This is a genomic window from Nitrospira sp. Nam80 (assembly GCF_965152575.1).
In genome coordinates this window covers 345,216-367,359 of sequence record NZ_OZ224216.1, presented here as the reverse complement: position 1 = coordinate 367,359, position 22,144 = coordinate 345,216, and the positions used below count along the sequence as shown (strand labels likewise).

Below are 22,144 nucleotides of genomic sequence, written 5' to 3'. Positions count from 1 at the left end.
TGGCCCATGCGCGCATTGGTAAAAACATCCTCCGGTCCCGGTCTCACCCACACCGAGCGACCCGATCCGCGGCCCGGGCCATGCGAGGCCGTGATCCGGGTCAAAGCCACGTCATTATGCGGCACCGACGCCCACATTTATAATTGGGACGAATGGGCGCATAGCCGCATTCAGCCGCCGCGTATCATCGGCCACGAAATGTGCGGAGAAGTCGTGGAGATCGGCTCCGATGTCACGCTCGTCAAAACGGGCGACTATGTTGCGGCCGAATCTCACCTCACGTGCGGCGTCTGTTTTCAATGCCGGACCGGACAGGCGCATGTGTGTAAAAACTATCGCATTCTCGGCGTGGATCGCGATGGATCCTTTGCCGAGTATGTCGTCCTGCCGGAAAGCGTGCTGTGGAAAACGGCGGCCGAGATTCCGCCGGAGCTGGCTTCGGTTCAGGAACCGCTCGGCAATGCGGTGGATGCCGCGCTCGCGGAAGATCTTACCGGCCACACGGTGCTGATTACGGGATGCGGGCCGACCGGTCTCTTTGCCGCCGCCGTGGCACGCATCGCGGGGGCGGCGCGTATCATCGCCACAGACACGAGCGAGTATCGCCTGGCCATCGCCACGCAGCTCGGTGTCGACCATGTCTTGCATGCCCGGTCGGACAGGAGCGATCGAATCACCGCGGCCATCAGGGACATCACGGACGGCGAAGGGGTGGACGCCTCGCTCGAGATGTCCGGCCATCCTACGGCCTTGCATCAGGCGTTTCAGTCGGTCAAGAACGGCGGGCGGGTGACCCTGTTCGGCATTCCGTCCGGCCCGGTCCATTGTGATCTGGCCAACGACATTATCTTCAAGGGCATCAGAGTGTACGGCATTACCGGAAGGCGCCTGTTCAGCACATGGTATCGATTGGCCGGGCTGTTCAAAGCCGGTCTCGACATCAGGCCCGTCATAACTCACACATTTGCTCTCAAGGACTTCGCTCGAGGATTTGAGTTGATCCAAACGGGTCAATGCGGCAAAGTGGTGCTCTTGCCGTGAGGATCGATGTATCGAGGACCCGACGCCTCATGCCTCGTGTGATGCCTCGCGCCTGACCCGTATCATGGCCTATCGCTCATTCAAAAAGGCGGTCGATGAAGTCCTGGCGGACATTAGATCTTACCGGCCACACGGTGCTGATTACGGGATGCGGGCCGACCGGTCTCTTTGCCGCCGCCGTGGCACGCATCGCGGGGGCGGCGCGTATCATCGCCACAGACACGAGCGAGTATCGCCTGGCCATCGCCACGCAGCTCGGTGTCGACCATGTCTTGCATGCCCGGTCGGACAGGAGCGATCGAATCACCGCGGCCATCAGGGACATCACGGACGGCGAAGGGGTGGACGCCTCGCTCGAGATGTCCGGCCATCCTACGGCCTTGCATCAGGCGTTTCAGTCGGTCAAGAACGGCGGGCGGGTGACCCTGTTCGGCATTCCGTCCGGCCCGGTCCATTGTGATCTGGCCAACGACATTATCTTCAAGGGCATCAGAGTGTACGGCATTACCGGAAGGCGCCTGTTCAGCACATGGTATCGATTGGCCGGGCTGTTCAAAGCCGGTCTCGACATCAGGCCCGTCATAACTCACACATTTGCTCTCAAGGACTTCGCTCGAGGATTTGAGTTGATCCAAACGGGTCAATGCGGCAAAGTGGTGCTCTTGCCGTGAGGATCGATGTATCGAGGACCCGACGCCTCATGCCTCGTGTGATGCCTCGCGCCTGACCCGTATCATGGCCTATCGCTCATTCAAAAAGGCGGTCGATGAAGTCCTGGCGGACATTCGATCCGCCGGATTGTACAAGAGCGAGCGCCACATCCTCGGCCCTCAAGGCTCGGACGTGCGGGTACGCGACCGCGACGTCATTAACCTCTGCGCCAACAACTATCTCGGGCTTGCGAATGACTCGGACGTCAAGGAGGCGGCCGGCCGCGCGCTGGAAGACTCCGGGTACGGCATGGCGTCGGTGCGATTCATTTGCGGCACCCAGCAACTTCATAAGGACCTGGAGAGATCGCTCTCTGAATTTTTCGGCACCGGCGACACGATCCTGTACAGCTCCTGCTTCGACGCCAACGCGGGGCTGTTCGAGCCGCTGCTCGACGAGCGCGATGCCGTCATCAGCGATGCGCTCAATCATGCCAGTTTGATCGACGGCATCCGGCTCTGCAAGGCGAAGCGCCTGCGCTACGCCCATAGCGACATGGATGATTTGGAAGCGCGGCTGGAAGAAGGGATGTCGAGCCGATTGCGGCTCATTGTCACCGACGGGGTGTTCTCAATGGACGGCGATCTGGCACAGTTGGACCGGATCGTGGATTTGGCTGACCGATATGACGCGGCGGTGGTCGTAGATGATAGTCATGCCACCGGAGTGCTGGGAAAGCGCGGACGGGGCACGCCGGACCATTTCGGGGTGGCGGACCGAGTCGATTTGATTACCAGCACACTGGGAAAGGCGTTGGGCGGCGCGACCGGAGGCTTTACGACCGGGCACAACGCGATCATCGAGCTGTTGCGGCAGCGTTCCCGGCCCTACCTGTTTTCGAATTCCTTGCCTCCCATGATTGCGGCCGCCGCCATGAAGGCGCTTGATCTGGTCGTCCGCGGCGATGCGTTGCGAGCCACGCTGCACGACAATACCGCTTTCTTCCGCGACCGGCTTCGCTCCTTGGGATTTACGCTCGTGCCGAGCACGCATCCGATTATTCCGGTCATGTTGGGCGATGCTTCCCTGGCGACGAAAATGGCCGATCGACTATTGGAAGAAGGTATCTATGTGGTGGGATTCAGCTATCCGGTTGTGCCGAAAGGGAAAGCTCGTATCCGAATCCAGATGTCCGCCGCGCATACCCGCCCGCAACTCGAGCGGGCTGCTTCCGCTTTCGCGAACGTCGGGCGGGAGTTGAAAATAATTAACTAGGAATGAGAATTGAAGCCTCACACCCCTCCGCCATTCCTAATTTTTAATTTCTCATTCCTCATTATCTATATGATCTATTCCCGTATCTGCTTTCGCCGGTTCGATAGATACGCGTTCCGCACCGCCGCGTAGAGATCCAGCGTCGCCTCTTCGATTCCCTGGAACTTATCGAGATTCAACGACCGCTCGTTGACAATGTCGGCGACCCTCCAGGTGAGCTGCGCGAAGGTTGTGAAGTTCCTATTGGGGTGGGAGACCACCGACGGGATACCCTCCACTTCAATAATGGGAAAGACCAGCCAGTTGATCGGATTCAAGGCAATGTCTCCAAGGTATCCGATAAAATCACGAACCGTGAACGGTGGAAGAAGCGGTATGACGAGGTACGGTCCCGGCCCGATTCCATATGCGCCGAGGGTCTGTCCGGTATCCTCCTCCGGTGTCGTGAGGTTCATGCGTTCGGCCACATCGATGAATCCGGCAAGCCCGATGGTTGAATTAATAAGAAACCGGCCGACCTCGATGCCGGCTCCCTTAAATTTGCCCTGAAAGACGTTATTGAAAAATCGCGGCGTGAATCGCACGTTATTAAAGAAGTTATGGAGTCCGACCTGGAGCCGATCCGGCATCACGAAGTTATACCCCTGCGCCACCGGCTTCAGAACCCATTTGTCCATTTGCCTGTTGAACTCAAAGATCTTCGTATTCAACGGCTCCCAGGGATCGTATTCCTCCTCGCCGCCCCCTTCGTCTTCTTTGGCAAACGGATCGTAGAACTCGTCGGGCTCGGACGAAGGCTCCGGTTCGGCTGACGGCTTTGGCGGCGCTTTGACTTGAGATGTGGAGCGGTCGGCGACAAGGTGGATCGGAGATGATGGCGGAGATTCTACGTCTGCCGGCCCATAGATCGGGGATGTCGAACCGGTGATTGCCGTCTCGACCGGCATGGTCGAGGAACCCATACTTGAACAACCGACAACTGCAACCGCCCAGACACACGCACAGAACCTGACAAACCACGACGGCTTTGGCTGCACAATCCCTCCCACTCGCGGTTGGTCTTCATGCGCCAACCCAAGTCCTCTAGTGGCGCGAAAGAATCGCCGCACTTTATATCAAAACGAGACCGGTCTCGTCACTTCCGGTTTTCTTTTCCTCCGCATTTTACTTATGGATGCAGAGACAGTCATCTACTTTCCGTTTAGGAAGTCGGCACAGGGTTCCGGAAATATAAGCCGCGGGAGACACGATGTGGACTGTTAAAATGGCAGGCGATCCGGAGCAAGACAGGGATGATGAGAGGCGAAAAAATCCAACCGATTTGCCAGTCCGTGAAGCGGGCCTATTGATTTCGTGCAGCGGAAATAAAGTCGCGTAACCTGGAATAGTAGGCGCGGCCGCCGACAAAGGGTACGTCGTTATGGTCGGCCCCTTTGACGAGATAGAACTCCTTGGGAGGCTTTGAGGCTTGAAACGTCTCCTCACCCAAGAACAACGGAATGATGCCGTCCCGGTCCCCATGAACAAACAATTTCGGCAAGGAGAGAGCCGGCAATCGATCCACGAGTCTGAAGGACGCGCCCAACAGCCAATGCACGGGTATGCCGTGATAGTAGTACTTCGCCACGGCTTCAATGGAGGGAAAACACGACTCGAGGATCAGGCTCGACGCAGGCCGATGGGCGGCCAATTCTCCGGCCACCGCGCCGCCCAATGACCGCCCGAATATCACGATACGGTCCGGGGTGACCCTTCGTTGCCGGATGACATAGTCGTAGGCCGCCATCGCATCGCCATACAACCCCTCTTCATTCGGCCGGCCCTCGCTCCGCCCGTACCCCCGGTAGTCGAACAGAAACACCGAGAGTCCGATCCGGTATAACTCGCGCAGATTTTCCAACCTGTTGATGATGTTCCCGGCGTTCCCGTGACACCAGATAAGCACGGACGACGCCCTGGAGGCTTCCACATACCATCCAAACAACTTGGTCCCATCCGTTGATTCGAACCAGACGTCTTGCAGGGGAAGGCCGATCGCGCGAGCCCAGTTGCGATCCTCCCAGGGATGGGGATGATAGACAAAGATTTGGTCCAATAGACTCATATCAGGGACTAGAAGCGGACACCCAAGCCTATCACAGCATACTGAGCGCGAAAATCGAGCGAAAGCTCCTGCCAATGGTAATTCGCTGCAACGTACTTATATTCTCCGAAGCAGAATACTCGTTGGTTCAGATTGGCCTGGACTCCGGCGAAAAATTGATGTCCGAGTGCCGGAGATGTTTCAAAGTCTCTGTCATCACGGCCTGGAATATCGGCATGAGACAGAACCCCTTGGGATAAACCACCTCCGATGCCGACATAGGGAATGAAGGTCTCGAAGGGCACACGGAACACCAGATTGATCATCGTGCCGAATATCCAAAGATTCGTGTGCGATGTTGCGAGCTGAGATGATTGCTGAAATGAGATCTCGCTGCTATGTCCGAGGGATTCTAATTCGATTCCAACCATTCGTTTGGTGAAATCGGGGAAAAGTCCCACCTTGAGGCCGGCTCCAAATCCATTTGCGATGGCGGTGTCGGAAACTGCATTCCCTTTCATCCTTGCATCCCGATCGATCGGAAAGCCACTCAAGAAATACAGCCCTATGTAGACATCCTCTTGCTCGGCCGCCAATGCAGCTTGAAGCGGCGCAAACGGCAGATGGCAACTTAGAAATAACAGGACTAATACAGCGGAGAGAGAAGGAGGCTGGATTTCTTCGGGATGCTCCAGGATGTGACTCGAATGCTGAGCGGCTTTCCACTGCGGGACATGAACAAACCGTTCATGTCCCGCAGCCTGGGCGAAACTCCTACACTCAGTTGCCTTTCACAACCGTGCAAACTTCGCCATAGATCGGTCCAAGGATGCTCTTGACTGTTTGGGTGACGAAAATGACCTTCTTCACGCCGCCGTTTTTCATCGCGGTTTCGATGCTGGTATCTCCGGTGCCCACCACGACAATCCACTGCCCGCACGCTTTGCCTTCCTTCGTGGGAGTTGCGCCGTTGTCCATGATCAAGCTACCGGAAGTTGTCTCGGTGTAGACACCTCCGACTGGGTAGAGACCTGACGGCTGATAATACCCGCCTAGTCCGCTACATCCATATAGCGAGAGCGCAAACGCCACAACAGAGAGTGAAGCCAGAACCCTGCCCACCAGCATTCGCTTCATACATCCTCCTTCTAAAAAGAATTGATTGGGGAAACTACCTCACTAACCGAGACCTGTTCGGCGGAGTATAGGTAAGGGCTCAAGCCTTGTCAATGTTTAAGACTAGCGGAGAGGCATGGCGTCGAATAGGGGACGTATAAACACTAGGCATACATCGCTGCTTGCCAAGTTAAAAATGTCTGCTAGCTTTGTAAGAAGTCACGTCTTGGCGCATGCAGAACATGCACTAAAGAAATCTTAACACAGTGAGGTCCGCCGCATGAAATCACATGTTATAGCCTTAGGCCTGGCAGTCGTATTCCTCACGGAGATTGGGTGTTCCGTCTATAAGGCCGCGTCTCAACCAGGACCGGCAGATATTACGGGTATAGGAGTGGGATCGCGGCGCACAGAGATTATAACACGACTTGGTGCACCAAAATTCTCCGATACCGATTCAACCGGGCAGAAACAGGATACCTTCGAATTCCAATCGGGTTTTCATCAAGCATCTAAGGCAAGGGTTATACTTTATATCGCGGCAGACGTTTTCACGCTATGCCTCGCAGAAGTTCTTCTATGGCCATTGGAATTAACTGTCATGGAGCGTGCTAGCTGTATCGCGGTGGCAACTTATGATCAGTCTCAGAAGGTCGAATCCTTCGCTGTGACACAAAAGGATGGTGTACAGGGTTGCTGATGCATCTGTAGATGCAACCACACATCAGGCGTAGCGTACCCACTAGCCCACCACTGAGTTATTTCAAAAAAACGCCTGCACGGTGAACAGTACGTCGTTGTCGTGCGCGCGATGATTATATTCCAGCCGTAGCGCCCAATTCTGGGCCAGCGTATAGCGTTGGCCCACCGTCCACCGAAAATCATCGGATCTCTCACCGAGCGCATAGCGCAGGTAACTCCCCGAGACCAACATGCGCCAGCGTTCGGTCACATCGCCCAGCATCCCAATCGTTCCGCCGCCGCCTATGCGGTGTTTGTCTTGAAACACGTCGCTGTAGTTGGCATCGGCCTCGGCGAAGGCAAAGTACCACTCACGCCGCAAGATATGCGTCACGGTCGACGCCCCGACTCCGGCGTTGAAATTCCAATTGCTGCAGAGATCGCAGCCGCCGTACCGGATCGTATTCATCCCGAGGTTCACCTTCCAGGACGGCGAAAGAAATAACGAATCGGCCGGCACCAGAGAAACCATGTTCAACACGGTGGCCCGCTCCACTCTGGTCTGATCGGCGCGGTTGTAGTGCCGCAAGGTCACCGATCCCACTTCGATCTGCGCTCCCGGCGTAAAGCCAGGCTCCGGATCCAATAGATCGTGATAGCCGACACGGGCCGTCAGTTCCTCGAACGTATCGTCGTTGCGCCAGCCTCCCCCGATGCTGACCCGCGAGGTGCGGTGGCCGATCTCCGGCCGCTGCGCGAACGGGGCGATCGGAACATCCTCCGACGGCACTCTGAGACTGCTTCGCGCCGCCAACACGGTCCTGTTTTGATCACGATAGGGCGAGTGCTCGGATTTATCCGATTCGCTCTTGTACCGAAGATAATCTGAGACCACATCGAGAACGAAGGCCTGGCGGTTCACCGGAAGAGCCTTCAAATCCGGGGCGGTGGCGACCTGCGACACATCGTTCACCAGACGGCGGACAAGCCCAAATTCACCGGGGGAGAGATGCTCGCGCTTCCGGCGAATCAGGGTACTGCGGGACGGGCGGTACGCGATGTCCCGCACCAGGCCGGGCTGCTCCGCAATCAGGCGAACCGAATCGGCCGGCACCGTCCAGAAAAGGAACTGATCGGTCAAATGGAGGTCGGGGTCGGCATATTCCAACAGCGCCAGGAGGTGGTAGGAACAGTTCTCTTTGAAGAAATAATAATCGAACGACGCATTGCCCATTTCCCAGGCATGCATCAGCAGACGCCGTATCTGCTCCTGCGTAAAGTTCAGCCGGTATTCCCAGATGTCCCGATTCTCGATGTCCCGATATTCGAGCACCTTGATGTAATAAGGAATCGTGGAGAAGTAGCCGCGGTAGCCGCCGAAGATGCCTTTGACGGCGTAGTCAAGATTGCGGCCGGGCGGCACGTCGGCGGCAAAGTTGATCGTGTACGCCAGAATGCGGGTCTGCTCGGTCTGTCCCCGTTGGTCGAGCCGGAGAAACGTATGGCCGAACATGGAGGCCGGATTGTTCATGAAGGCGGACGGGAAAATGAGCGAAATCGCCTCGGTATCGAACTCGGCAAACCACCGTTCGAACCGCTCGCAGCGGAAGGGAGGGATGTCGCCATCGCTGAACGCCAGATGCTCCTTCAACCAATGGTAGCGCGCAATGAAGGCGCATTGCGCCGGCTGCCCGGATCGTCCGACGAGTTCGGGGGAAAGGAACTGTTTGAGCGTCGCATCGAGTTCGGCGACCGGATTGGTTTTGCCCTCCGCCGCCATGAAAAAACCGGGATCATCCTGTTCGCTGGTGTAACCGCCGAACAGATTCTCCCGATAGTGCAGCAGCAGATGCCATTCCCGTTGCTCCGCCAGTTTCAATTCATGCGCGCGGGCGATGAGACGAGAAAGGGTCCCCTTGTCCATGTCCTCGCCGGCCTCGGCAATAAGCGTGAATAGATCCGCCACCGGTCCGAACAGGCACAGGCTTAAAAAAAAGACGACAACCGGGGGGGCTTCGGTCCGATGACCGAAGCCCCCTCGATGCTCCTTAGCGGGAGGAAGCTTGGGCGAGGACGGGATTTTTCGCGATGGCGTCATTCAAGGATTTGACAAGCGCGGCGGAGGAGTTTTCTCCAGCCTGAACCAGTGAGGTATACCGCTCCTGGGCCATGGCGAGAAATTCGCCATGCTGGTCTTCCGGCACACCCATCAAAGTGGCAAGCGACACGAGATGTTCACCTTTGCCTTGCGCCATTTCCTGCGTCAAGTTCTCGAAATTCAACAAGGCGAACATTGTAACCTTCTGATCGGCCCAGACTTGTCCGTCATTCGTGCAGCCCGACGTGCCCGAGCTGATTCCGAACGTGCCGCTGCCGAACGTGCCGTTCGTCGTGGCCATCATGACTTGAGGCGCGATGTTTTTCTGGTTCTTGAAGTCCGCCCACGCGAGCTTGCCGAGGCCGCATCCCGGACCGGTATCGGGATTTGCCGCGAATGCCAAGCCGGCCGGAGCCGCGATCACCATCACGCCCATGAACACCATCATGCGTCTAAGCATAAATCCTCCTCCTTGTTGAAGAATAAGGCATCCCACCAGTCGGCCACCGGTGACGGACCGATTATAGCTACTGCCCCGGCGATATAGAACCACATTTTCTACATGTCCCACATTCTATTCAAGTGAGGAGCGCGCTCGATCCGGAAGCATGATGTGCATCGGTTCGATGACGTCTGGATAGACCAAGAGCAATCCGATGCCGCGAGGAAGGCTGAATCGCTTCGGGCCCGCGGATCCCGGATTGAACAGCAGCATGTCGCCCAAGCGTTCCATCGCCGGCCGATGCGTATGGCCGAATACGCAGAGGTCCGCGCCGGCACGCTCCAGAAACGCGCGGCCCTCCCGGGTCATCGCTCCGCCTTCATACAGCCGATGGTACAGGGCAATCCGGCGTCCTTCGACCGTGATGATCAGCTCGCGCGGAAAGCCGCTCGCCTCAAATCCGTCCACATTACCGGATACGGCCGTCACGGGCGCGATGGCCTTTCAACCGGTCAATGACCGCCACACGGCCGATGTCACCGGCGTGCAGAATACGATCCACTCCGGCAAAGTGCTCGGTGACGGCATCGTCAAACACGCCGTGCGTATCCGAGATGACGCCGATCCTGGCCAGAAGCCTCGGATTAGTTCGCACCTTCCGCCCTATCACGGGCTAAGCCCGCGCTATTCATGAACGCTTCTACTGCAATCGCCGACTCGAACGGTCACTGAGAAAGTACCCAATTAAGGTGTCTACTCTCGCCCGAGATCAATCAGATGGCGCTCGACCTCGCAAGCGCTGGGGCGACGCACCTATACGCGAAGTCGATGGCCAAGTACCTCTCCGCCGCCTGGCGCGCACAAACGTGGCGCTCGTTCTTCGTCGCGTGGCGCACCTCATTAGTCTTCGCGCCGTGGACCTCGCGACGCAACTCCGCGATTTCGTCACGAACCGCCATCAATAGCGCGGGCTAGCGATTGCTGAACCTGGTTCCAGTCAAACGTAAACGGTTCGCGCGGGCCTCCAGGCAGTGACGCCGTCTCCGTCTGCAGTCGCTTTGCCCGCGACGCGCTCATCGGATGGGTCGAAAACAGCTCAACTTGATTCTTGTCCTGCTCGGAAAGCCGGTCGAAAAATCGGATCATGCCGTCCGGTGCAATGCCGGCCTTGCGGAGAAGCGTCAGCCCGGACAGATCGGCTTCCGTCTCCTGCTCCCGGCTGAACCTCAACGTCACCAACTCCATCCCCACTTGCTGCGCGAGACCGATGAGACCTTGCTGATCTCCAAGAATGATGGTCACTATCGCGGCAAGACCCAACTGCTTCACGACCCGTTCCATACCGTGCCGTTCGAGCACGTGGCTGATCTCATGACCCAAGACGCCGGCCACTTCCTCGCCGCTTTCAGCCTTTTGAATCAGCCCCGTAAAGACGACCACGTACCCCCCGGGCAAGGCGAAGGCATTGACCACGTCGTTCCGGACGACCGAGACCTGAAATCGATAGGGGCTGTCCGGCGCCTGCGCGGTGAGTCGGCTTGTGATCTCTTGAACCGCCATGACGGCCGGCCCCTCCTTTATGATCGGCTTCCCCGACAGCATGTGCCGATAGGCTGCGGCTCCGACTTGCTCTTCCCACTCCACGGGAACCCGCTTGACCGCCCACTCGACCATGAAGTCGGTCCCGAACCATAGGAACAATGCCAGGCCGATAAACGATACGACTACGGCCGTCCACAGCCCGCGATGCGTATGCCGCGCCCGCCGCACTTGTTCAGCCGCGCGATCGAGATGGACGTTCAACTCCGGCGGGGCTGCGCGCCGAAAAGCAATGATGAGATCCGGCGACTTCAAATACAGGGTCCGAATAGAGTCCCGCGGTTCCCACGTGACGACCAATTGATCATGGTCGAAGCCTCCGGCGGAAACCGACAGGGCGGCAAAAGGAATGACGCCGGGCAACGAGGCATCCGGCGTCCCGTTGGAAGCAACCGACAACCCTTCCGGCGTCACCGCGACACAACAGGGTGCGCCGGTCGCAGGTAAGCCGTCACCGAAGCAGAGCGCGTTGGGAGAGTGGCTCATTGAATCAGCCTCATTGCATCAGTGATCCATTTAAGATTGCACCATTTAAAATGGCTCAATGGTTCAATGCCTCACTGAATCAATGATGCAATGATCAATGTCCTTCTTGAGGATTGCACCATTTAATAGACACCAATTGATCATTGGTTCATTGGTGCAATGACTCTCTGATGAAATGGTGCAACGATCCAATTATTCGGATACTGGGATGAACTGCCGTATCCACGTTCCAAAGCTTCCGGGGTTTCGGCTTTGGATGTACACGACCCCTGGTCCACGAAACCGGCAGACAAATCCTTCGCCCGAGGTCAGGCTGGCGATCCATCCCGACGAGGCCTTTTCAATGTTATAGCTGGTTGTGGCGGTCCAGGCCACGAGATGGCTGTTATCGACGATGTATTCTTCATTCGGCTTGAGGTCGGTTTTATGGATCGCGCCGAAACTGTTCAGAATCAATTGTCCCGTCCCGCCGATCTTGAGGATAAAGAAGCCTTCCCCTCCCAACAGGCCGCGGGTCAGGCTCTGCATCTTACTTTCGATTTTGACTCCCTCGGATCCGGCCAGGAATCCGTCTTTTTGCACCATATAGTCATTGATGCCGTCCAGGTCCATGATGATAATGTCGCCGGGCACGGTCGGCGCCAACAAGACTTCACCGGCCCCGCGGCCGGCCCGCAAGGTCTGGAAGAAAAATTTCTCGCCGGTCAGCACCTTACGCGACAGGGCTCCCAAGAAGCCCCCTTCCATCTTGCTTTCAATATCAATGGTCGGTGACGCGGCCACCATCGCACCCGATTCGGCCTTGACGGCCTCTCCATCGGTGAGATGCACACGGACCATCGGAAATGCGCCGGGATACAGAATCTCACTCTTCATGCTGTTCAATACCTCCGTTAGGCGTCAGGGAAAACGTTCCTCGTTTGGACAACTCTTGCCTTGATAGAACGACGGCCAAATTCACCGCAGCATGCCACAGGTCCAGTTTCTTGTGAGGCTTCCTCCCTCAGACTATTCGAACCTGAGCTGTATGTAACTTACCAGGTGTAACTTCACGCTCCCGCTTCAGGCCTTACGTGCGCTATCCCGACACCCATCCATACAGCCGATGGCTCGGCGAGGGTCCCTCTTCCAGATAACTCATTCTGATGCGTTCAAGAGAGTCCTGTGGCAACGCGTGCCTCTTGGCCCGTGGATCAATCTGGAACACCCTCGCCGCATTCAACCCGAAGATCTGCTCTTTAATCTGCCGGGTCAGCACCTGGTAGCGATGCCGCTCAATCATCTCGTCGGGAATCTCGAACCTGCGAAACGAGTCGATCTGCCATTGCGGCGTCCCGTACCAAATGGAATCGGTTCCCCACAAGACATGGTCAGAGCCGAATGCCTCGATGATTTGGCCCAGGAGATGCGCACAGACGGCCGGCGCGGTGGTGACCAACTGCCCGAACGTCGATCCCAATTCCATATAGATGTTCCGAATCGACGGCTCGGCCTGTTTCATTCGACAGAATTCCGTCGTCCAGGGAATCCGGCCGGTCTTGGCGAACTCCGCGTCGATGTCGGCCGAACTTCGCAGGCCGGAATGATAGACCAGAAACTGAATATCCGGGAAATCCTTGGCGGCCTTGATGAGGTCGCGCGGATGGTTGTACTCGGGAACCGGGCCAAGCGGCAAGCCCTTATGGACACAGACACGCGGGATGTTTAGTTTCCTCGCTCGCTCCAGCATCGGATAGGCGATGTTCTCGTCATCCATCCACCAGCCATGCTCGAAGCCGGCGGGGCAGGAACCCGTATAACATTTCCAGGCGTTGATCTTCAGCGCTTCCGCCTGCATCGTCATGAAATCCAAATCCGTCTGCCCGAGCTGGGGCGTCGCTAATCCATGGGCCAGCATGCGTTGCGAGCCGGCCACCCGATTGATTTCATCGCGGATATGGACCATTTCCTTCGGCGGCACCACCGCTTCCTGGGGATAGGGACCGGGCGGCGTGCTGATCAGCCCCACGGTGGTTTCGCTGTCTAAAAATACTTCTTTTAAAAAGTTCCGCCAGGACAAATCGTCGATCGTACCGCGATCCCCGACGAGCGCCGGATTCCACCCGGCCTCGCGGACCCGCCGGCGGAGCGCCATCAACGCCTCCTTCGTCACGGCTCCCTTCCGGCGGGCTTCGTCACCCTGCAGGTCATAATGCGACCCGACGTAATGGGTTTGCACGTCGAAAATAAAAAATGGCTCGCCCTGCCGTTCCGTGAACGCCGCCGCCTCAACCATTTCGATATCGAGCACGTCGAAGAATCGTCCGAACACGCTGTTCATGGCGAGCCAGGCAGCCGCCATGCCTCCGGTCGTCCTCAGGAAGTCGCGGCGGCCGATTCCCAACTTCCGCGCCGCGCTCCGGCCATGAGTCTCGATGAGCTGCTCGACCCGCGCTTGCGCCGGGGTCTGCTCATAGGGATCAAACTCTTCATTCGACACGACACGGGTCGGCATGGGTGACAATGATAGAGAACCCTGCCGCCAATCAGACCGGCTGGTAAACCGTCCGCGCAGTCGAGCCATAGTGAGCCTCCTTCTTGACAGGATCGGAAGTGGGATTCTGTGAAATGCAGGCTGTACTGTCAAGAAGCCCCTGGGCGTTCTCCTGACTGCATTGAGACAAAGTTGGGTGAAATGCTAGATTCAGGCGAGGCGGTCGAAATGATCAGGATGTACCCTATGAAGCGATTTATGACAGTATTCGATCCTCCATTGTTTGAACTTCAATCCGTTTCCCGTTCCATCTCATGACCGGCTTTGCCGCTCTCATCCGGATTCTCGCCGGATCGTGGGCCATTGCCTGCGCGCTGTGCGTGATCCTCACAGGCTGTTCGCTGGCCACCGGGTCGGCCTTGATGGATGCCAACAGCGACAGCGCCATCTCCAAGGAAGTGGAAGCCAAACTGGCCGGTGATCAGTTCGGAGGACTCACCGACATTCTGGTCACGACGGAAGCGGGAGTCGTCACGCTCGTGGGGACGGTGGAACAGGCGGAACGGAAAGCGAGGGCCGCGGATCTGGCCCGCCAGGTCAAAGGGGTCAAACGCGTGAAGAACGATCTGGATATCCGCCCGCCCCGAGCCGAATGAGGCGTGCTTCCTCATTCCTCATTCCTCATATTCCCTCCCTGCCCCTCTTCCTCATCGTCCACGAACAGATCTCCGGCCATCGCAAAAGCTTCTTTGGGAAGGGTGATCGCATTGACCAAGAGATCAAAGGCGAGTCTCGCGGTCCCCTTGGCGCCGGCCATCAGCGATTCGGCCGGTAAGTACACCACATTGGGATCTTTCGTGGGGCCTTTGATCTCGAAAATGGCGGTATCAAATCCTTGTCGCTCCCCGGCAAACAACTTGCCGAACAACGGAATGCTTTTGAGCACATCCGAGTATTCCCCTAGAGGACTCGTCACTGCTACCCCGTCGAATTCTTCACTGATGAAATCATACCGGCCGGTTATGCTCATTTTCATAATAGGACTATCCATGATGAATTCATTGATTTGAATGATGCCGTCCTCCACGTTGAAGACGATCTTCACCCGATTGAGCGGCATGCCATCCTTCGTCAGGTCGATCTTTCCTTTCAGCAGCGCGGGAAAATTCATCACAGACAGCACCTTCGAAATCACCGGCGCGTAAAAGAGCCGTCCCCCTTCAATGGTAATGGAAATCGGCCGCCGGCTGTTGATCGACGCGCGAAGAAGCTGCTCGCGACCGAACTCCGCCTGAATCCTGCCGCTAGCCGCCAGCCACCCGCTGATCCGAGGCCGCATCTCCAAGAGGGAAAACAGTCGCTCGACCGGCACACCGCTCGCGCGGAACGTGCTTCGAATCGAACGCGGGCCTCGTTCCGGCATATTCAGGACCACGCGGCCCCCGAGGTGGCCTTCGTCCGTATCACCGCTGATCCGATCGATCGTGAGCACCCCGCGTTCGAACTTCACCCGGCATGAAAAACCGGACAGGAGAAATCGCTCATAATAGGCGTAGTCGATCAGCACCGTGGCTTCGACGAAACCATTCGTCCACCAGGATCTCAGAATGGGAAAGGCATCCGTTGAGACGGATGACGACGAACCGGCCTGTGGCCGCATCAACGTCAGCGATTCGACATTCAGTTGAGAGGACTCCACGACCAGCTTCGCCCGTGGCATGTCGATCCAGTTGGCAACCGATCCGGAGAGACGCATATCGCTGTTGCCGATGGTGAAACTCAGGCGCCGGATGTCGATGTTCCTTCCATCAAAACGCAATCGCATGGCGATGTTCCGGATAGGATCTTGAAACTGTTCGCCTTCCATCACACCGTTCTTGAAAGACAACCGCCCGGTGGTGATCCATGTCGCCGAGTCCCCGGCTCTCCCTTCCATTTTGAGTCCGGCCTTGAGAATCCCCGCTTTGATCGACCCCAAAGACACACCTGTAGGAAGTTTATCGAGCGACAGCGCGTCCGACGTGATTCTCGCTCGAAAATCCATCTCCTCGTCCAACCGGATGCGGCCTTTGCCGGTAAGTCTGATCGGCGGGAAGATCAGCTCGCAGTTCCGAAGCGAGAGCACGTATGATTCATTCAGTTCACCGTCGAAACGAATGCCGGCCGGAGCGCCTTGGTCTTTGATCAACACATGTGGAACGGCGAGGGTGGCTCCATCCAATGTCAAGCTCCCTTTGAAACGAGGCATGCGAACAGCGCCCGTTACGGAGGTCGTCATGAAGAGAGGTCCTTCGAGCTGCGGCTTGAATTCTCCGGCGCCCGCCTGCTGCAACATCGGAAGGATATCGCGTCCATCAGCCGAAATTTTCACAAGCATGCCCTGGAACGACGGCTCACCGGTGAGAGCGACCTTGCCTGCGCCCTCGATTCGCGCGAAACCTGCTTGACCGCTCAGCTCATCCACGAGGATCTCGGTAGGGGTGAAGTTGATGGTCGCTTGGATTTGCCGGAAGGGAACGGCGACAGTCACGTGGCGAAATCCCAGGTTGCGGATAATCACCGACATGTCCACCAGGCTTAGATCGCCGGGGGGGCCGGACAAGTGTGCCGCCATCCGAACCTCTCCGGTCACCTGCTCCAACTGCGACAGACTCATGGTTATCTGCGGGAATCTATTGCGGTCATTGAGCAAGGCGATTGTGTCTCCGGCGCGTGCCTCTCCCGTAATGCGAACATCGGCCACCGGTTCGCCTCTCCAGTCGGTGACGAGCGCCGTCCCATCCGATAAGCGGACCGGTCCATAATTGGCCCGAAACCCGGTGATGCGAATCTGTTGAAGATCGTAGAACACGGTCGCCGACACATCTCGAACAGCGGGATGGCCCCCGCCGGGCAGAAAACGGCCGTCCCTGATCTCGACCGCGCCGGCAACAACAAACCGAGCCTGGTCTCCGAGCGTCGCTTCTATATGGGTGTCGTGGAGGCTGAGGAATCCATCAATGGCGTGCTCCGCAAGCTTGTTCGATAGCTCGACCGGTAGCCATTCGGGAGGCACCTGACTCAGCACCTGCTTCAGCGGCACGGAGGAGGCCGATAGGGTCGTGTCTACACGTGGCTCGTCCGTGCCCAGCCCGGTCAGGGTCGTCGTGCCTTGCAGGGACAGGCCTGCCACTCCGGCATTCCAATCGCTCACGATGAGGTCATACCCGGCGGCGCGGGAGACCAAGCGCAGGTGTGCGGTAATTTGTGCCGGCGGGACAAATGCCGCCGGCACAGGCAGCGAACCGACCCAGGCCGCGATGCGGCGAAGATTTACATTCGTGAGGCGGATGGTTCCTTCGGCCTGCATGGGCACAACCGCGTTCGGCGGCTCATCACCTCCTGTCCCGTTCGGCACTACGAGGGACGCGTCGGCAGCGAACAGGGCGTTTCCGGCGGCATCCTGCAGCATTTCACCGGACAACTGGACCTTGGCCCTGCGTCCCGGTATTTCTTCCTTCACGGTGAAGAGCAGCGACGTCAGGTCTACACGCGATGGTTGCCCGGGCCGCGACTCGTCTACCATCGTGAGCATGCCGTCCATGATCAGGAGGTTTCGAGCAACGGCCAGGACATTCAGCGGTGCGGCCGTCCGTTGACCGGCGGCCACCGGCATCCCGCCGCCGAGCGTCCACCCGGATTCCTCGCGTCGTATCGTGGCGCGAGGACGTTCCACGACCACATAGGCCGCCGCGGTCTGTCCTCCCATCAGCGGCCAGACTTGAAACGCGATCTCGAGACGGTCGGCCGTGAACAGAGAGAACTGGGACCGTTGATCAAGGATTTCCATTTTTCGAAGGTCCAGCCGGGGACGAGGTAAAAGATGAAGTTCCAGGTCTTCCGCCGCTATTCGATGGCCTGTCCGCTGTTCAAACTCTTGGAGAAAGGCGTCCTTGACCCATTGCGTGTTGAGGATCAGCGGAACGGCGAGTAGGATTCCGACGGCCAGACCGATCACGAGGATTACGATCAGGACCGCCCTGCCACGCATCGACCGAGCTGTATTGAGACACATAGGTTCGTCCATCGATGCCCGCGGGAGTGGATGGTAATTCACTAGACCCGTGCAACCGCTTTGCACATTCGCTTGCCGTCACTCTACGTGAGAGGTTCTAGGTATACAAGTCGTTCAAAGCTACAATCGGCGCCATGCCGCCCTCCGCATGAAATAGTGCACTGCACTCTACGTACTTCAGATTCATTCATCTGTATATGCGGTTACGAGCGCTCTGTCGCGACCTGTCCCGGCACAGCAAGCTGCAGGCGCAGTTCAGCGAAACCAGTCACGCAAATCCCCTATGCCATCCTGTGTATGGCCTTTGACAAATCCGCCTCGTCCCCTGCGCGTCCCGCCTGCCCTTCAACCAGCCGATATCTGTTTCCTGCTACCACGGGGATGATTCATTTCTCAGTCATCTGAAACTCTTATTTCACTCAAGATCTTTATTTCTCCGAGTCGACAAGGAACAAGATTGAGGTATGCCTGTCAGTTTTGACAGTTGAGCCGGATCACGTATGGCGGCACAATCCGCTGCACGGGTGTGACGGAAGGCCGCGGGACATCGAGAACGACATGCGACGGATATCACAGAAACGGAGGCATACCATGGTACGACGAGCGCTGGTAATCCTATCCTGTCTTGGAAGCCTCGTGGCCTGCGCGCATTCCCAGCAGGCCGGCGGCTTTGGCAAGGCGGAGCCGTCTGGATTTCTCAAGGATTACTCGATGCTGCATCCAGCCAAAGACGAGACGGAGGCGACTCTTGTCTATTTCGTCACGGATCGAAACAAGTTCAAATCTTATGACAAAGCGCTGCTGGAGCCGGTCCAAGTCTGGCGCGGCGGAGGGAAGTATGCCTGGAAGCCGTTGCACCGGTGGGAGGATGTCGAGCAAGCCATGGACTATTGGGCCAAGAAATTTCGCTGGCGGGGATGTATGATCCGCGGCGATGCCGGTTGCACGAAGCCGGAAGAGTAGTGCATCCTGTGCCTCCCGTTGACCCGGCTCAACGACCGGGCACAGTGAGAAGGACCTGTTGAAATCCAACAGAGAGGAGACCTCATGAAAGCTTTCATCACGCTTATAGTGGGTATCGTTGTGTTTAGTGCGCCGGCGATGGCTCAGGAATCGTCGAACAGTGCCGCCGACACAAACATGGAAATCCTCATGCAAAAGGTGGAAGCCGACAAGAAACTGCTTGTGGCGGGAAACATGGATCTGGATGATACGGAGAGCAAGAAGTTCTGGCCGCTCTACAACGAGTACCAGAAGGAGCTCGAGAAGATCAACGAGCAACTTGGCCGGACCATCAAGGAGTACGCCGATGCCTTTAATCTGGGCAAAGGGACCATTTCGAACGAGACGGCGAAGAAGCTGTTGAATGAGGCCCTCTCCGTGGAGGAATCGGAGCTGAAACTGAAGCGTTCGTACGCCGATAAGATCAGCAAGGTGCTGCCTGCGACCAAGACCGCCCGCTTCATCCAGATCGAAAACAAGATCCGTGCGGCCATCCGGGCTCAATTGGCGCAGCAGATCCCGCTGGTGTATTGACGTTCGGCCCGTTTCACCACATCCGCCATCCGCGTCGCCGAGGGTAGGTTCTCAAGGCCTTCTGGTTTCGATGGTAATCGCCCCTCTCTCGTTCAAGAGAGCACCGTACGAAGAAGACAGCGAATTGCGCGGACTGAAGAGACGGGAGGTCATGCGTGGACGATGCAATACCGAGAAGCCAATGGAGCAGTCTGCCGGATGCCGTGCAGGCAACATGGTGGGCGATGCTCTCTCATCCGACCGTAGCACGGTCTTCATCCTGCCGCGCGCGGGCATGGTGCTGACCGATTCGCTGGGATCCGGGTGGTGGCAAGGGAATGCCGAAGTCGTGGTAGAACCGTTGTTCGCTCGCTTCACCAGGCCGTTCCCGGCAGAAGCGGCCGGAGGCTCTTGTCGTGAAATACAACTTTCTTTCATTCGGCCGTTGGATGCCCTTCTGGGACGCCGGAGCAGGGATGATCTGGACGGACCTGGCGCCGCGCATTCCGGAACAGAGCACGCCGTTCGAGTTTGTCTCGGAAACAGGGGCCTTGACGACAGGATTTCGTTTTCACCATATTTCAAATGGAAATCTTGGGAGAGGAACACCGGCATCAACGCCTGGCTCTCTTAGCTTGGAGTGTCGGTCTTTCTTTCGCAGTGAATCCCGCTGATCAGACGGCCACACGCATTCGGCGGCCCTCTCGAAACACCGCGTTACGAGGAGCATGTAGTGGAGACAGTCCAATCGGATGCACTGGTCTTCTTCGGCGCCACGGGGGATCTCGCCTATAAGAAAATCTTCCCGTCGCTCCAGGCGATGATACGACGGGGCCGCCTCGATGTCCCTGTCATCGGCGTGGCCAAAAGCGGGTGGGACATCGACCGATTCCGCGCGCGGGCGCGGGACAGTATTGAGAAGCACGGCGAATTCGATGCCGCAACGTTCGAGAAATTGTGCCGGTTGCTGCGATATGTCGACGGCGACTATCAGGATGCCGCGACCTTTCGGGCGCTGCGCCAAGAACTGGGTCCCGCGAAACGGCCGCTGCACTACCTGGCGATTCCCCCCGGACTGTTTCCGACGGTGGTGGAGCAGCTGGCGAAGTCCGGCTGCGTTCATGGCGCGCGCGTCGTCCTTGAGAAGCCGTTCGGGACCGATCTCGTCTCGGCTCGGGAGCTGAACCGGCTTCTGTACGGCATATTTCCGGAGACCGCGATCTTCCGAATCGATCATTATCTCGGGAAACGGCCGATCAAGAACCTGCTGTATTTCCGCTTTACGAATGCGATCCCCGAAATATTCTGGAATCGGACCCATGTACAAAGCGTGCAGATCACAATGGCGGAAGATTTCGGAATCCAGGGCCGAGGCGCCTTTTATGATAAGACGGGCGCCATTCGCGACGTCATCCAGAATCATCTGTTCCAGGTCTTGGCCAACCTGACTATGGAGCCGCCTGTCCGAATGGACAGCGAATCGATTCGGGATGAGAAAGTGAAGGTCTTGAAGGCCATCCCGTCTCTCGACGAGGGCAGCCTCATACGCGGTCAGTTCCGCGGTTATCGGATCGAACAAGGAGTCGCCCCGGATTCGCAGGTGGAAACGTTTGCGGCTCTGCGGCTGCACATCAATTCCTGGCGCTGGCATGGGGTACCGTTCTTTATCCGTGCCGGAAAGTGCCTGCCCGTGACGTGCACGGAGATTCTGGCTCGCCTCCACCGCCCTCCGACGACATCCCTATCCACGAATGTGGCGCCGAATCACCTTCGGTTCCGCGTCAATCCCGATACGACCTTCGCCTTGGGCATGACGGTCCCGAAAATCGGCGACGAGTCGGTTGGGCAAGTGATTGAAGCCTTGGTGAGCCGCAATGCTCAGCCGGATGAGGTGGGCGCCTACGAACGCGTGCTGACGGACGCGATGGCCGGTGAGGCGACCTTGTTCGCCCGCCAAGATTATGTGGAAGAAGCATGGCGAATTATTGACCCGGTGCTGAAGCAGAGGACGCCGGTCTACGAGTACGAGCCGCAGACGTGGGGACCCCCCGATGTCGACGAGCGGGTGGCGCCGGCCGGAGGCTGGCACGACCCTCTCGTAACGAACTGATTCGCTCCCAACCATGACGCCCTGTCTACCGAAGATGGATTGAACCAGTTTCCGACTGTCAATTTTGACAGTCTCCTTCCCTCGCCGAATCTGGGAGACATCCCACTGATCCCGACCCCCATTGAGAAACATGACCGCCATTGCATCTTGCCCGCCCGGCTGAACCCGAAGCAGAGCCGAAACCGGAAGGCTCGCCGGGTGAACCGAAGTTCCTTCCGCCGATCCTGAGACCCAGATTGAGACCGGAAGCAGAAAAGGAAGCCGAGCGGCTGAGGAAACTGGCCGCCAAATATGGCACCGATCCGACGGCGATCGTGGGCCGTGTGCAGGCCTCCTTCCAATATGCGAACCTGCCTCATGGGGCTCGCCTCTCCGACAGCGTCGTTCGAGTGGATGTTCCGTTCAGGGGCAACTGTGTCGGTCGGAACCTGATGGGATGATGCGGGATCTATCTGCCTCCCGGGGTCGGGATTTGGGGAAAGAATCTCGCCGGAGCCTATGAATTGGATTGTGGAGGCCG

21 protein-coding genes are annotated in these 22,144 nt (G+C 57.7%); 9 read left to right on the top strand and 12 right to left on the bottom strand.

Features of this window, described 5'->3' with window-relative positions; genetic code table 11:
- Positions 1-6 precede the first annotated feature (6 nt).
- The 3 genes from tdh to ACWGXE_RS01715 all read left to right on the top strand — a co-directional run bounded on the left by tdh (position 7) and on the right by ACWGXE_RS01715 (position 2,967).
- A complete protein-coding gene (gene tdh / locus ACWGXE_RS01725) occupies positions 7-1,041 on the top strand; it encodes an L-threonine 3-dehydrogenase (protein WP_447600817.1) in 1,035 nt (344 codons plus the stop codon).
- Positions 1,042-1,136: 95 nt separating this feature from the next.
- A complete protein-coding gene (locus tag ACWGXE_RS01720; protein ID WP_447600815.1) occupies positions 1,137-1,712 on the top strand; it encodes a zinc-binding dehydrogenase in 576 nt (191 codons plus the stop codon).
- Between the two features lie 64 nt (positions 1,713-1,776).
- Entirely contained in the window at positions 1,777-2,967 is a 1,191-nt protein-coding gene (locus ACWGXE_RS01715) for a glycine C-acetyltransferase (RefSeq protein ID WP_447600813.1), read from the top strand.
- A gap of 74 nt (positions 2,968-3,041) precedes the next feature.
- On the opposite strand, the gene ACWGXE_RS01710 is transcribed toward ACWGXE_RS01715, so the two are convergent.
- The 11 genes from ACWGXE_RS01710 to ACWGXE_RS01660 form a co-directional block, all read right to left on the bottom strand.
- Positions 3,042-3,929, bottom strand: a complete 888-nt coding sequence (locus tag ACWGXE_RS01710; RefSeq protein WP_447600811.1) for an MlaA family lipoprotein — start codon at positions 3,927-3,929, stop codon at positions 3,042-3,044.
- Between the two features lie 380 nt (positions 3,930-4,309).
- Entirely contained in the window at positions 4,310-5,071 is a 762-nt protein-coding gene (locus ACWGXE_RS01705) for an alpha/beta hydrolase (RefSeq protein ID WP_447600810.1), read from the bottom strand.
- An 8-nt stretch (positions 5,072-5,079) separates the two neighbouring features.
- Positions 5,080-5,646, bottom strand: coding sequence for an outer membrane beta-barrel protein (locus ACWGXE_RS01700; protein ID WP_447600808.1), 567 nt, complete (start codon positions 5,644-5,646; stop codon positions 5,080-5,082).
- Positions 5,647-5,830: 184 nt separating this feature from the next.
- On the bottom strand, positions 5,831-6,187 hold the full coding sequence (locus ACWGXE_RS01695; RefSeq protein ID WP_447600807.1) for a TRL domain-containing protein: 357 nt from the start codon (positions 6,185-6,187) through the stop codon (positions 5,831-5,833).
- Between the two features lie 742 nt (positions 6,188-6,929).
- Positions 6,930-8,945 carry an Lnb N-terminal periplasmic domain-containing protein gene (locus ACWGXE_RS01690; RefSeq protein ID WP_447600805.1) on the bottom strand — a complete coding sequence of 672 codons (2,016 nt, stop codon included), beginning with the start codon at positions 8,943-8,945 and terminating at the stop codon, positions 6,930-6,932.
- Positions 8,896-9,405 carry a DUF3015 domain-containing protein gene (locus ACWGXE_RS01685; RefSeq protein WP_447600803.1) on the bottom strand — a complete coding sequence of 170 codons (510 nt, stop codon included), beginning with the start codon at positions 9,403-9,405 and terminating at the stop codon, positions 8,896-8,898. Before ACWGXE_RS01685 ends, ACWGXE_RS01690 begins: the two co-directional genes overlap by 50 nt.
- 114 nt (positions 9,406-9,519) lie before the next feature.
- Entirely contained in the window at positions 9,520-9,876 is a 357-nt protein-coding gene (locus ACWGXE_RS01680; protein WP_447600801.1) for a metallophosphoesterase family protein, read from the bottom strand.
- On the bottom strand, positions 9,857-10,042 hold the full coding sequence (locus ACWGXE_RS01675) for a metallophosphoesterase family protein (RefSeq protein WP_447600799.1): 186 nt from the start codon (positions 10,040-10,042) through the stop codon (positions 9,857-9,859). The genes ACWGXE_RS01680 and ACWGXE_RS01675 overlap by 20 nt, the downstream gene beginning before the upstream one ends.
- A 290-nt stretch (positions 10,043-10,332) precedes the next feature.
- Positions 10,333-11,472: a M48 family metallopeptidase gene (locus ACWGXE_RS01670; RefSeq protein WP_447600798.1), complete on the bottom strand. Its 1,140-nt coding sequence runs from the start codon at positions 11,470-11,472 to the stop codon at positions 10,333-10,335.
- A gap of 192 nt (positions 11,473-11,664) precedes the next feature.
- Entirely contained in the window at positions 11,665-12,348 is a 684-nt protein-coding gene (locus ACWGXE_RS01665) for a TIGR00266 family protein (protein WP_447600796.1), read from the bottom strand.
- Between the two features lie 202 nt (positions 12,349-12,550).
- Positions 12,551-14,035: an amidohydrolase family protein gene (locus ACWGXE_RS01660; RefSeq protein ID WP_447600794.1), complete on the bottom strand. Its 1,485-nt coding sequence runs from the start codon at positions 14,033-14,035 to the stop codon at positions 12,551-12,553.
- A gap of 224 nt (positions 14,036-14,259) precedes the next feature.
- Between ACWGXE_RS01660 and ACWGXE_RS01655 the strand changes: the two genes are divergently transcribed.
- Complete coding sequence (locus ACWGXE_RS01655; RefSeq protein WP_447600792.1) at positions 14,260-14,601, top strand: BON domain-containing protein; 342 nt, start codon at positions 14,260-14,262, stop codon at positions 14,599-14,601.
- Between the two features lie 11 nt (positions 14,602-14,612).
- On the opposite strand, the gene ACWGXE_RS01650 is transcribed toward ACWGXE_RS01655, so the two are convergent.
- On the bottom strand, positions 14,613-17,999 hold the full coding sequence (locus tag ACWGXE_RS01650; protein WP_447600790.1) for a hypothetical protein: 3,387 nt from the start codon (positions 17,997-17,999) through the stop codon (positions 14,613-14,615).
- Between the two features lie 591 nt (positions 18,000-18,590).
- On the opposite strand from ACWGXE_RS01650, the gene ACWGXE_RS01645 reads away from it, so the two are divergent.
- The 5 genes from ACWGXE_RS01645 to ACWGXE_RS01625 all read left to right on the top strand — a co-directional run bounded on the left by ACWGXE_RS01645 (position 18,591) and on the right by ACWGXE_RS01625 (position 22,064).
- Positions 18,591-18,962 (top strand): DUF3313 family protein, encoded by a 372-nt coding sequence (locus tag ACWGXE_RS01645; protein ID WP_447600788.1) that lies wholly within the window; start codon positions 18,591-18,593, stop codon positions 18,960-18,962.
- 84 nt (positions 18,963-19,046) lie between these two features.
- Positions 19,047-19,535 (top strand): hypothetical protein, encoded by a 489-nt coding sequence (locus tag ACWGXE_RS01640; protein ID WP_447600786.1) that lies wholly within the window; start codon positions 19,047-19,049, stop codon positions 19,533-19,535.
- A gap of 428 nt (positions 19,536-19,963) precedes the next feature.
- Positions 19,964-20,188 carry a hypothetical protein gene (locus ACWGXE_RS01635; RefSeq protein WP_447603839.1) on the top strand — a complete coding sequence of 75 codons (225 nt, stop codon included), beginning with the start codon at positions 19,964-19,966 and terminating at the stop codon, positions 20,186-20,188.
- A 59-nt stretch (positions 20,189-20,247) separates the two neighbouring features.
- Positions 20,248-21,624 (top strand): glucose-6-phosphate dehydrogenase, encoded by a 1,377-nt coding sequence (zwf, locus tag ACWGXE_RS01630; protein WP_447600784.1) that lies wholly within the window; start codon positions 20,248-20,250, stop codon positions 21,622-21,624.
- Positions 21,625-21,860: 236 nt separating this feature from the next.
- Entirely contained in the window at positions 21,861-22,064 is a 204-nt protein-coding gene (locus ACWGXE_RS01625; RefSeq protein ID WP_447600782.1) for a hypothetical protein, read from the top strand.
- The last annotated feature ends 80 nt before the right edge of the window (positions 22,065-22,144 follow it).

What these genes read in the sequence shown, in the direction of transcription:
- tdh (WP_447600817.1), top strand. Translation starts at nt 7, where the DNA reads ATGCGCGCATTGGTAAAAACATCCTCCGGTCCCGGTCTCACCCACACC.
- ACWGXE_RS01720 (WP_447600815.1), top strand. Translation starts at nt 1,137, where the DNA reads ATGAAGTCCTGGCGGACATTAGATCTTACCGGCCACACGGTGCTGATT.
- ACWGXE_RS01715 (WP_447600813.1), top strand. Translation starts at nt 1,777, where the DNA reads ATGGCCTATCGCTCATTCAAAAAGGCGGTCGATGAAGTCCTGGCGGAC.
- ACWGXE_RS01710 (WP_447600811.1), bottom strand. Translation starts at nt 3,929, where the DNA reads ATGGGTTCCTCGACCATGCCGGTCGAGACGGCAATCACCGGTTCGACA.
- ACWGXE_RS01705 (WP_447600810.1), bottom strand. Translation starts at nt 5,071, where the DNA reads ATGAGTCTATTGGACCAAATCTTTGTCTATCATCCCCATCCCTGGGAG.
- ACWGXE_RS01695 (WP_447600807.1), bottom strand. Translation starts at nt 6,187, where the DNA reads ATGAAGCGAATGCTGGTGGGCAGGGTTCTGGCTTCACTCTCTGTTGTG.
- ACWGXE_RS01690 (WP_447600805.1), bottom strand. Translation starts at nt 8,945, where the DNA reads ATGACGCCATCGCGAAAAATCCCGTCCTCGCCCAAGCTTCCTCCCGCT.
- ACWGXE_RS01685 (WP_447600803.1), bottom strand. Translation starts at nt 9,405, where the DNA reads ATGCTTAGACGCATGATGGTGTTCATGGGCGTGATGGTGATCGCGGCT.
- ACWGXE_RS01670 (WP_447600798.1), bottom strand. Translation starts at nt 11,472, where the DNA reads ATGAGCCACTCTCCCAACGCGCTCTGCTTCGGTGACGGCTTACCTGCG.
- ACWGXE_RS01665 (WP_447600796.1), bottom strand. Translation starts at nt 12,348, where the DNA reads ATGAAGAGTGAGATTCTGTATCCCGGCGCATTTCCGATGGTCCGTGTG.
- ACWGXE_RS01660 (WP_447600794.1), bottom strand. Translation starts at nt 14,035, where the DNA reads ATGGCTCGACTGCGCGGACGGTTTACCAGCCGGTCTGATTGGCGGCAG.
- ACWGXE_RS01655 (WP_447600792.1), top strand. Translation starts at nt 14,260, where the DNA reads ATGACCGGCTTTGCCGCTCTCATCCGGATTCTCGCCGGATCGTGGGCC.
- ACWGXE_RS01650 (WP_447600790.1), bottom strand. Translation starts at nt 17,999, where the DNA reads ATGTGTCTCAATACAGCTCGGTCGATGCGTGGCAGGGCGGTCCTGATC.
- ACWGXE_RS01645 (WP_447600788.1), top strand. Translation starts at nt 18,591, where the DNA reads ATGGTACGACGAGCGCTGGTAATCCTATCCTGTCTTGGAAGCCTCGTG.
- ACWGXE_RS01640 (WP_447600786.1), top strand. Translation starts at nt 19,047, where the DNA reads ATGAAAGCTTTCATCACGCTTATAGTGGGTATCGTTGTGTTTAGTGCG.
- ACWGXE_RS01635 (WP_447603839.1), top strand. Translation starts at nt 19,964, where the DNA reads ATGCCCTTCTGGGACGCCGGAGCAGGGATGATCTGGACGGACCTGGCG.